The following is a 7,331-nucleotide window of genomic DNA, read 5'->3' as shown; positions in this document are numbered from 1 at the left end:
TGCTGCATTTCCGCGTGCAGGACACCGGCATCGGCTTGACGCCCGAGCAGAGCGCGCGCCTGTTCCAGAGCTTCAGCCAGGCCGACACCTCCACCACGCGCAAGTTCGGCGGCACCGGCCTGGGCCTTGCGATCAGCAAGAAGCTGGCCGGGCTGATGGGCGGCGAGGTCGGCATGGAAAGCGAGTTGGGCAAGGGCAGCACCTTCTGGTTCACCGCGCGCCTGGGCATCGGCGAAGGCGTCCAGCGCGCGCTGGTGCCCCAGCCCGACCTGCGCGGGCGCCGCGCCCTGGTAGTGGATGACAACGAACACGCCCGGATGGTCATCATCGACATGCTGCAGGGCATGACGTTCATGGCCGGCGAGGCGCGCAGCGGCAGCGAGGCCCTCGAGGAGGTGCGGCGCGCCGCGCAGGCGGGACAGCCCTACGACGTCGTCTACCTGGACTGGCGCATGCCGGGCATGGACGGCATCGAATGCGCGCGCCGCATCCGCGCGCTGGGCCTGGCGTCCACGCCCATGCTGCTGATGGTCACCGCCTACGGGCGCGAGGAGATGCTGCAGGAGGCCGCGCAGGTGGGGTTGGAGGATGTGCTGCTCAAACCCGTGACGCCTTCGCTTCTGTTCGACTCCACCATCAAAGCGTTCAGCGGCAAGAGCGACGGACAGGCCGGGGATGACGGCGAACGCGGCGACATGCCGGCCGGCAGCGAGCTGGCGGCGATCCGGGGGCGACGCATCTTGCTTGTGGAAGACAACGACATCAACCAGCAGGTGGCGTGCGAACTGCTGCAGGACGCGGGCCTGGAGGTGGACGTGGCGGACAACGGCGAGATCGCGCTGGCCATGGTGCAGTCGGCCGACTACGACCTGGTGTTCATGGACATGCAGATGCCGGTGATGGACGGCGTGACCGCCACGCGGGCCATCCGCGGCATCCCCGGCCTGCAACGGCTGCCCATCGTGGCGATGACCGCCAACGCCATGGAGAAAGACCGCGACCGCTGCCTGGAGGCGGGCATGAATGATTTCCTGGTCAAGCCGATCGAGCCGCGGGACATGTGGGCGGTCCTGCTGCGGTGGGTCCAGCCCGAACGTGCCGAAGCGCCGACCTGACCGCGCATGCCGGCGGGGCGCGCGTTGCCGCGCTCAACCCGGCAGGTGGAAGCGTTCGCACAATGCTTCGCAGAACGCGGGCGAGCCGCTGAGCGTGAGGGTCAGGGTGGTCCTGGGCGCGCTGTCGACGGCCGCCGCGGGCAGGAGCGACACCGCGCCGCCCGCCGCGTCCCAGGCCACCGCCAGCGGCGTGTCGGGCTCGGCGACGCCCTGCAGCGCGTAGTCCCACTCGCCCTCGTCCTGCAGCGCACCGGCCGGCCCGAACGCCGTTTCCGCCCAGCGCAGCACGCCGGCGACCTCGGCCAGCAGCGCCGGCAGGCGCCCGGGCAGCACCGAGGCCATGGCGTCGAAGCTGCCGCGCCCGGAGTCCTCGTCGCTGAAATCGAAATCCAGGTAGTGCAGTTGCATGGCGCCCAAGCATGCACCACAAAGAGCCCCGCGCCAGCGCGGGACAAGGCGGCTGGACTAAGCTCGCGTCACTTTCTTTCCACAGCGGAGCCTTCATGAAGATCCAGCGCATCGCCGCGTTTTCCGACGGCGCCATCGGCGGCAACCCGGCCGGCGTGGTCCTGGGCGAAACCATGCCCGAAGCCGCCGACATGCAGCGCGTGGCCGGCGAAGTCGGGTTTTCGGAAACCGCGTTCGCTGTGCGCGAGGGCGATCACTGGCGCGTGCGCTACTTCTCGCCCGAGGCGGAAGTCCCGTTCTGCGGCCACGCCACCATCGCGCTGGGGGCGGCGCTGGCCATTCGCCACGGCGAAGGCGTCTATTCCCTGCAATTGAACAACGGCACCATCTCGGTGGAAGGCCGCCGCGACGGCGAGCGCTATGCCGCGGCCCTGCAGTCGCCGCCGACCGAGAGCGAGCCGCTGGCGCCGCGCGCTCTGGCCGACGCGCTGTCGCTGTTCGGCCTGAGCGAGGCGGACCTGCACCCGGAGGTGGCGCCCGCGCGCATCCATGCCGGCGCCGACCACGTGCTGCTGATGCTGAAAAGCCGCGAGGCGGTGGCCGCCATGCGCTACGGCTTCGCGCGCGGCCAGCAGATGGCGCGCGCGCACGGCTGGGTGACCATGCTGCTGTGCCACGCCGAGACGCCGCAGCTGCTGCACACCCGCAATGCCTTCGCCTACGGCGGCGTGTACGAGGACCCGGCCACCGGCGCCGCCACCGCGGCGCTGGCCGGCCACCTGCGCCAGATCGGCTGGCCGCACGGCGGGCGCATCGCGGTGCACCAGGGCGACGACATGGGCGTGCCGTGCCGGCTGTGGGCCGACATCACGCCGGAAGCCGGCGCGTCGATCCGCGTCTCCGGCGCCGCGCGCGTGATGTAGCTATCGCGCCAGGCGCTTGGCCCGCACGAACAGCCAGAACACGATCGCGAAATTCAGCACGTTCCAGGCCACGCCGTGCAGGAAGGCGGCGCGGTAGGAGCCGGTGAGGTCGAAGATCTTGCCGGACATCCAGCCGCCGATAGCCATGCCGATCAGCGTGCCGAGGATGATGGCGCCAATGCGCGCGCCGGCTTCCTTGGGCGAGAAGTACTCGCGCACGATCATCGCGTACGAGGGCACGATGCCGCCCTGGAACAGGCCGAACAGCGCCGACAGGACGTACAGCGACGCGAGCCCGTCGAACGGCAGGAACAGCAGCAGCGCCACGCATTGCAGCACCGAGCCGAGCAGCAGGGTGCGCATGCCGCCGATGCGGTCCGACACCCAGCCCGAAGCCAGGCGGCTGACAATGCCGAAGCCCAGCATCAGCGAGAGCATGGCCGCGCCGCGGCCGGCGCCGTAGCCCAGGTCGGTGCAGTAGGCCACGATATGCACCTGCGGCATGGCCATGGCCACGCAGCAGCCGATGCCGGCGACGAACAGCGCCAACTGCGCCTGGCCGGGCGTGAGCCCGAAGGGGCGGTCGCTTGCATGCGCCGCTGCCCTGGCCGTGCCCGCCGCGGCCATCTGCACGGCCGGCGGACGCTGGCGCAGGCGCGTGGCCAGCAGCGCCATCGCCAGGCCGCCGGCGATGCCCAGCGCCATGTAGGTGCTGCGCCAGCCGATGTGCTCCACGCCCAACTGGATGATGGGCGGCCATACGGTGCCGGCCAGGTAGTTGCCGCTGGCGCACACCGCCACCGCGATGCCGCGGCGCCGGTTCCACCACAACGCGGTGTCGGCGATCAGCGGCACGAAGGCGCTGGCCACGCCCAAAAAGCCGATCAACAGCCCGTGCGCCAGACCGAACAGCAGCATGCTGGGCGCCAGCGCCGCGAGCACGAAGCCCGCCACCATGCCGGCCGCGCCAATGAGCACCACGCGGCTCAGGCCGAAGCGGTCGGCCCAGCGGCCGCACACCAGGCCGCCCAGCCCGAAACCGATCATGGTGAGCGTGTAGGGCAGCGAGGCCTGCGCCCGGTCGGTGCCGAACTCGGCCTGGATGGCGGGCAGCACCACCGACAGCACGTACATGCCGCTGTTGCCCAGCGTGGCCACGCCCAGCACCGCCAGCAGCCGCCAGGCGGCGTGGCGCGAGTCGATCAGCTCGGGAGCGGCGGCGCCGGGCGCGGTGAAAGCCAGGGTGCTCATGGGCACGCGTGCCTGCCGGTGTCGGCGAGGGGGACAGATTCGAAGCGGGGCATGGCAGGAGGTTAGCAGCGTGCGCGCCGAGGCGCCGCGTCAGTGGTCCTTGCACAGTTGCAGAATCGATTCCGGCGCCGCCACCGCCCGAATGCCCCCATCCTCCTTGCGCGCCGCGAAGATCCGCACCTCGTCGCACTCCATGAGCAGTTCGCCGCCGCGCATCACCTTGTAGCGCTGCACGAAGCTCTTGCCGCGCCACTCGGCGATGCTGGTGTGGATCGCCAGCACGTCGCCATAGCTCGCCGTCTTGATGAACTTCGCGTGCGTGTCCACCAGCGGCGTGCCGATGACGCCCAGCGTCTTCTCGGTCTCGTGCCAGGGCGGCACGCCGCAGGCCACGAAGAAGTGGCGCGACGCCGCGTCGATCCAGCGGAAGAAGTTGGGGAACCAGACGATGCGCGCGGGGTCGCAGTCGCCGAATTCCACCGTGACCGTGTAGATGGCTTGCTTCATGGCCCCGCGATCATCCCATCTTGCCGGGCAGCCACAGCGCGATCACCGGGAAGGCGATCAGGATGACCAGGCGCAGGATGTCGGTGGCCACGAAGGGCAGCACGCCCTTGAAGATGGTGGTGAAGCTCACCTCGGGCACCACGCTCTTGATGACGAACACGTTCATGCCCACCGGCGGATGGATCAGGCCGAGCTCCACCGTCATCACGATGATCACACCGAACCAGATCGGATCGAACCCGAGCTGCGTGACCACCGGGAAGATGATGGGCACGGTCAGGATGATCATCGCCATCGCGTCCATCAGGCAGCCCAGCACCAGGTACATCACCATGATGAGCGCCAGCACGCCGTAGCGGCCCACGCCCAGCCCGGTGAGGAATTCCGTGATCTTCTGCGGCGTCTGCGTGATGGTGAGGAAGTAGCCGAACATCAGCGCGCCGATCAGCACGGTGAACACGGCCGCCGCGGTGCGCGTGGCCGACAGCAGCGCTTCCTTGATCTTGGGCGCGTCCAGCTTGCCGCGCACCAGGCCCAGGATGAAGGCGCCGCTCGCGCCCACGCCGCCCGCCTCGGTGGGCGTGAACAGGCCGCCGTACAGCCCGCCGATGACGAAGATGAACAGCACCAGCGGCGCCCACACGTTCTTCAGGTCGGCGGCGCGCTCGCGCCAGGGCTTGGCCTCGCCGCCCGGCAGCCAGCCGGGGCGCACCTTCACGATGATGAGGATGGTCAGCACGTACAGCGCCATCGCCAGCAGGCCCGGGAGCACGCCCGCCATGAACAGCTTGCCGATGTCCTGCTGCGTGAGGATGGCGTACACCGCCAGCACGGTGGACGGCGGCAGCATCGCGCCCAGCGTGCCGCCGGCGGCGATGACGCCGGTGGAGAACGACTGCGGGTAGCCGAAGCGCCGCATCTCCGGGTACGCCACACTGGAGAACGTGGCGGCGGTGGCCACCGAGGAGCCGCAGATGGCCGCGAAGCCGCCGCAGGCCAGCACCGTGGCCACGCCCAGGCCGCCGCGCAGGTGGCCGATCATGGAGTTGGCGGCCTTGAACAGTTCGCGGCTCACGCCCGACACCGACACCAGCGCACCCATCAGCATGAACATGGGAATCACGCCGAAGGTGTAGTCGGTGACGGTGCGCATCGAGGTCTGGCCCACCAGCTTCAGCGCCGGGCCGGGGCCGGCGATGATGCCGTAGCCGGTGATGCCCACCAGCCCCATGGCCATGCCCACCGGCACGCGCAGCAGCATCAGCGCGAACAGGGCGACGAAGCCCGCGAGGGCGAGGAGGTCGGTGTTCACGCGCTCACTCCATCTTCTTGTCGTCGAAGTGCGCGTCGTGCAGCGCTTCGGGTTCGAACACCAGGCGCCAGGTGCGGATGGCGATCAGGATCACCGCGCACACGTCGCCGGCCCAGGCCACCGCGTAGAACGGCCAGGTGGGCATGTTCAGGTCGTAGGTGAGCACGTGGTCCACGTAGGTCAGCCGCACCTTGTCGAACAGCATCGCGGTCTGCACCGTCACCACGAACAGCAGCACCAGCGTGGCGAACACGTCGATGAGGCGCTTCTTGCGCTTGCCCACCGCCGACCAGACCAGGTCCACCGTGATGTGGCCGCCGCGGTAGCTGGTGGCGGCGATGCCCCAGAAGATCAGGATGCCCAGCAGCATGCGGCCGAAGTCGTACGCGTCGGGAATCGAGGTGCTGAAGAACTTGCGCAGCAGCACGTTGGCGAAGATGTTGAGGGCCACCACCCCGACGAAGATGGCGGCCAGCCATTCGATGCCGCTGATGAACCGGTCGGCGAAGCCCCGCCCCGCCCGTTCGCCCTGAGCTTGTCGAAGGGCTTCGACAGGCTCAGCCCGAACGGAATCTCCTTCCATCAAAGCGCTGCCTTGTACTTCGCCAGGCTCGCCTTCAGCGAATCCATCACCTTCTTCGGATCCTGGCCGGCCTTCTTCACGTTCTCGCCCCACTGCGCCTCGCCGCCGGCGGTGGCCTGGCGCCAGGCGGCCAGCTGCTCGGGCGTGAGCTTGTAGATGTCGTGGCCGGGCTGCGCCAGCTTCTGGTGGCCGGCGCTCTCGAAATCGGCCCAGGGCGTCGCCACCTTCTCGGCCCACTCGGTGGTGCAGTGCTCGTCGACGGCCTTCTTCTGCGCGGGCGACAGCGCCGTGTACTTGTCCTTGTTCATCACCCAGACGAAGGGCGTCACGTACAGCGGCACGTCCATGTGGAACTGCACCACCTTGTCGATGCCGAACAGCGGGATCGAGCCCCAGGGGAAGGTGATGGCGTCGGCCACGCCGCGCTCCAGCATGTCGCGCGCCTCGGGCGCGGAGGCCTGCACGTTGGTGCCGCCCAGCGCCGTGACCATCTGGCCGATGGTGCTGGTGGCCGGGCGGATCTTCATGCCCTTGATGTCGGTGGGCAGGGTGATCTTCTTGCGCGCGTGGAAGGTGCCCGGGTCGTGCACGAAGGCGAAGCAAAAGTGCACGTCCTTCATCTCCTGCGCGGCGTACTGGCGGTACCAGGCGTCGATGGCTGCCGTGCCGCCCTTGCCGTTGGCGAACAGGAAGGGCAGCGAGGCGCCGGCCATCACCGGAAAGCGCCCCGGCTGGTAGCCCGGGTTCACGTACGAGAAGTCGGCGATGCCGTCGCGCGCCATGTCGTAGTGGTCGAACGCCTTGCCCAGCTGCTCGCTCGGGAACAGGGTGGCGGTGATGGTGCCGCCGGACGCCTTCTTCAGGTCCTCGGCCCAGGCCTGCAGGCTCGGGTTGAGCGGATGCTGCGCCGGCACCCAGCTGGACAGCTTGAGCATCACCGGCTTGTCCTGCGCCTGCGTGGGGCCGGTGGCCAGCGCGAGCGCGGCGGCGATGGCCAGGGATGCGATTCGGAACTGCATGCTTGTCTCCTCGTTGTGATCGGTGGGCCGGAAAAAGCAGTTGCTTTGTATGACGGTTCGGAGTGCGCGCGCTCGGTGCTTTCCCTCAGGGCGCACCGGCTTTCGGTTTGCGCATCCAGCGGATCGGCTGGGCTTTCACCGGGCGCGCCGGCGCGCCGTGCCGGGCGAGCGTGGCATCCAGCGCGTTGCCGGCTTCGTCGGCCAGCGCGGCCT

Annotated in this window: 8 protein-coding genes; 2 read left to right on the top strand and 6 right to left on the bottom strand. The window is 69.3% G+C overall.

Going from position 1 to position 7,331, the window contains the following annotated elements:
• A partial coding sequence (locus H0U68_RS06215; RefSeq protein ID WP_296353719.1) for a response regulator occupies positions 1-1,115 on the top strand: 1,115 nt, incomplete at its 5' end.
• 33 nt (positions 1,116-1,148) lie between these two features.
• Here H0U68_RS06215 and H0U68_RS06210 read toward each other — a convergent pair.
• The gene (locus H0U68_RS06210) at positions 1,149-1,523 is read right to left on the bottom strand and encodes a hypothetical protein (RefSeq protein WP_296353717.1); all 375 of its coding nucleotides are present in this window, start codon (positions 1,521-1,523) and stop codon (positions 1,149-1,151) included.
• Positions 1,524-1,618: 95 nt separating this feature from the next.
• Between H0U68_RS06210 and H0U68_RS06205 the strand changes: the two genes are divergently transcribed.
• Positions 1,619-2,446: a PhzF family phenazine biosynthesis protein gene (locus tag H0U68_RS06205; RefSeq protein WP_296353715.1), complete on the top strand. Its 828-nt coding sequence runs from the start codon at positions 1,619-1,621 to the stop codon at positions 2,444-2,446.
• On the opposite strand, the gene H0U68_RS06200 is transcribed toward H0U68_RS06205, so the two are convergent.
• From H0U68_RS06200 to H0U68_RS06180, 5 genes are all read right to left on the bottom strand, one after another.
• Complete coding sequence (locus H0U68_RS06200) at positions 2,447-3,697, bottom strand: MFS transporter (protein WP_296353712.1); 1,251 nt, start codon at positions 3,695-3,697, stop codon at positions 2,447-2,449.
• A 90-nt stretch (positions 3,698-3,787) separates the two neighbouring features.
• Positions 3,788-4,204 (bottom strand): acyl-CoA thioesterase, encoded by a 417-nt coding sequence (locus H0U68_RS06195; RefSeq protein WP_296353711.1) that lies wholly within the window; start codon positions 4,202-4,204, stop codon positions 3,788-3,790.
• Between the two features lie 10 nt (positions 4,205-4,214).
• A complete protein-coding gene (locus tag H0U68_RS06190) occupies positions 4,215-5,516 on the bottom strand; it encodes a TRAP transporter permease (protein WP_296353710.1) in 1,302 nt (433 codons plus the stop codon).
• A gap of 4 nt (positions 5,517-5,520) precedes the next feature.
• Positions 5,521-6,099 carry a TRAP transporter small permease gene (locus H0U68_RS06185; RefSeq protein WP_296353709.1) on the bottom strand — a complete coding sequence of 193 codons (579 nt, stop codon included), beginning with the start codon at positions 6,097-6,099 and terminating at the stop codon, positions 5,521-5,523.
• Positions 6,099-7,118, bottom strand: a complete 1,020-nt coding sequence (locus H0U68_RS06180; protein WP_296353708.1) for a TRAP transporter substrate-binding protein — start codon at positions 7,116-7,118, stop codon at positions 6,099-6,101. Before H0U68_RS06180 ends, H0U68_RS06185 begins: the two co-directional genes overlap by 1 nt.
• Between the last annotated feature and the right edge of the window lie 213 nt (positions 7,119-7,331).

Origin of the sequence: Ramlibacter sp., from assembly GCF_013697775.1 — a bacterium.
Lineage (GTDB): Bacteria > Pseudomonadota > Gammaproteobacteria > Burkholderiales > Burkholderiaceae_C > Ramlibacter.
Note: the sequence above shows the minus strand (reverse complement) of the source record. Positions and strands in the feature narration are given on the sequence as shown.

Bases quoted from the DNA above. Each gene is read 5' to 3' on its own strand.
- H0U68_RS06210 (WP_296353717.1), bottom strand. From the start codon at position 1,523: ATGCAACTGCACTACCTGGATTTCGATTTCAGCGACGAGGACTCCGGG.
- H0U68_RS06205 (WP_296353715.1), top strand. From the start codon at position 1,619: ATGAAGATCCAGCGCATCGCCGCGTTTTCCGACGGCGCCATCGGCGGC.
- H0U68_RS06200 (WP_296353712.1), bottom strand. From the start codon at position 3,697: ATGAGCACCCTGGCTTTCACCGCGCCCGGCGCCGCCGCTCCCGAGCTG.
- H0U68_RS06195 (WP_296353711.1), bottom strand. From the start codon at position 4,204: ATGAAGCAAGCCATCTACACGGTCACGGTGGAATTCGGCGACTGCGAC.
- H0U68_RS06185 (WP_296353709.1), bottom strand. From the start codon at position 6,099: ATGGAAGGAGATTCCGTTCGGGCTGAGCCTGTCGAAGCCCTTCGACAA.
- H0U68_RS06180 (WP_296353708.1), bottom strand. From the start codon at position 7,118: ATGCAGTTCCGAATCGCATCCCTGGCCATCGCCGCCGCGCTCGCGCTG.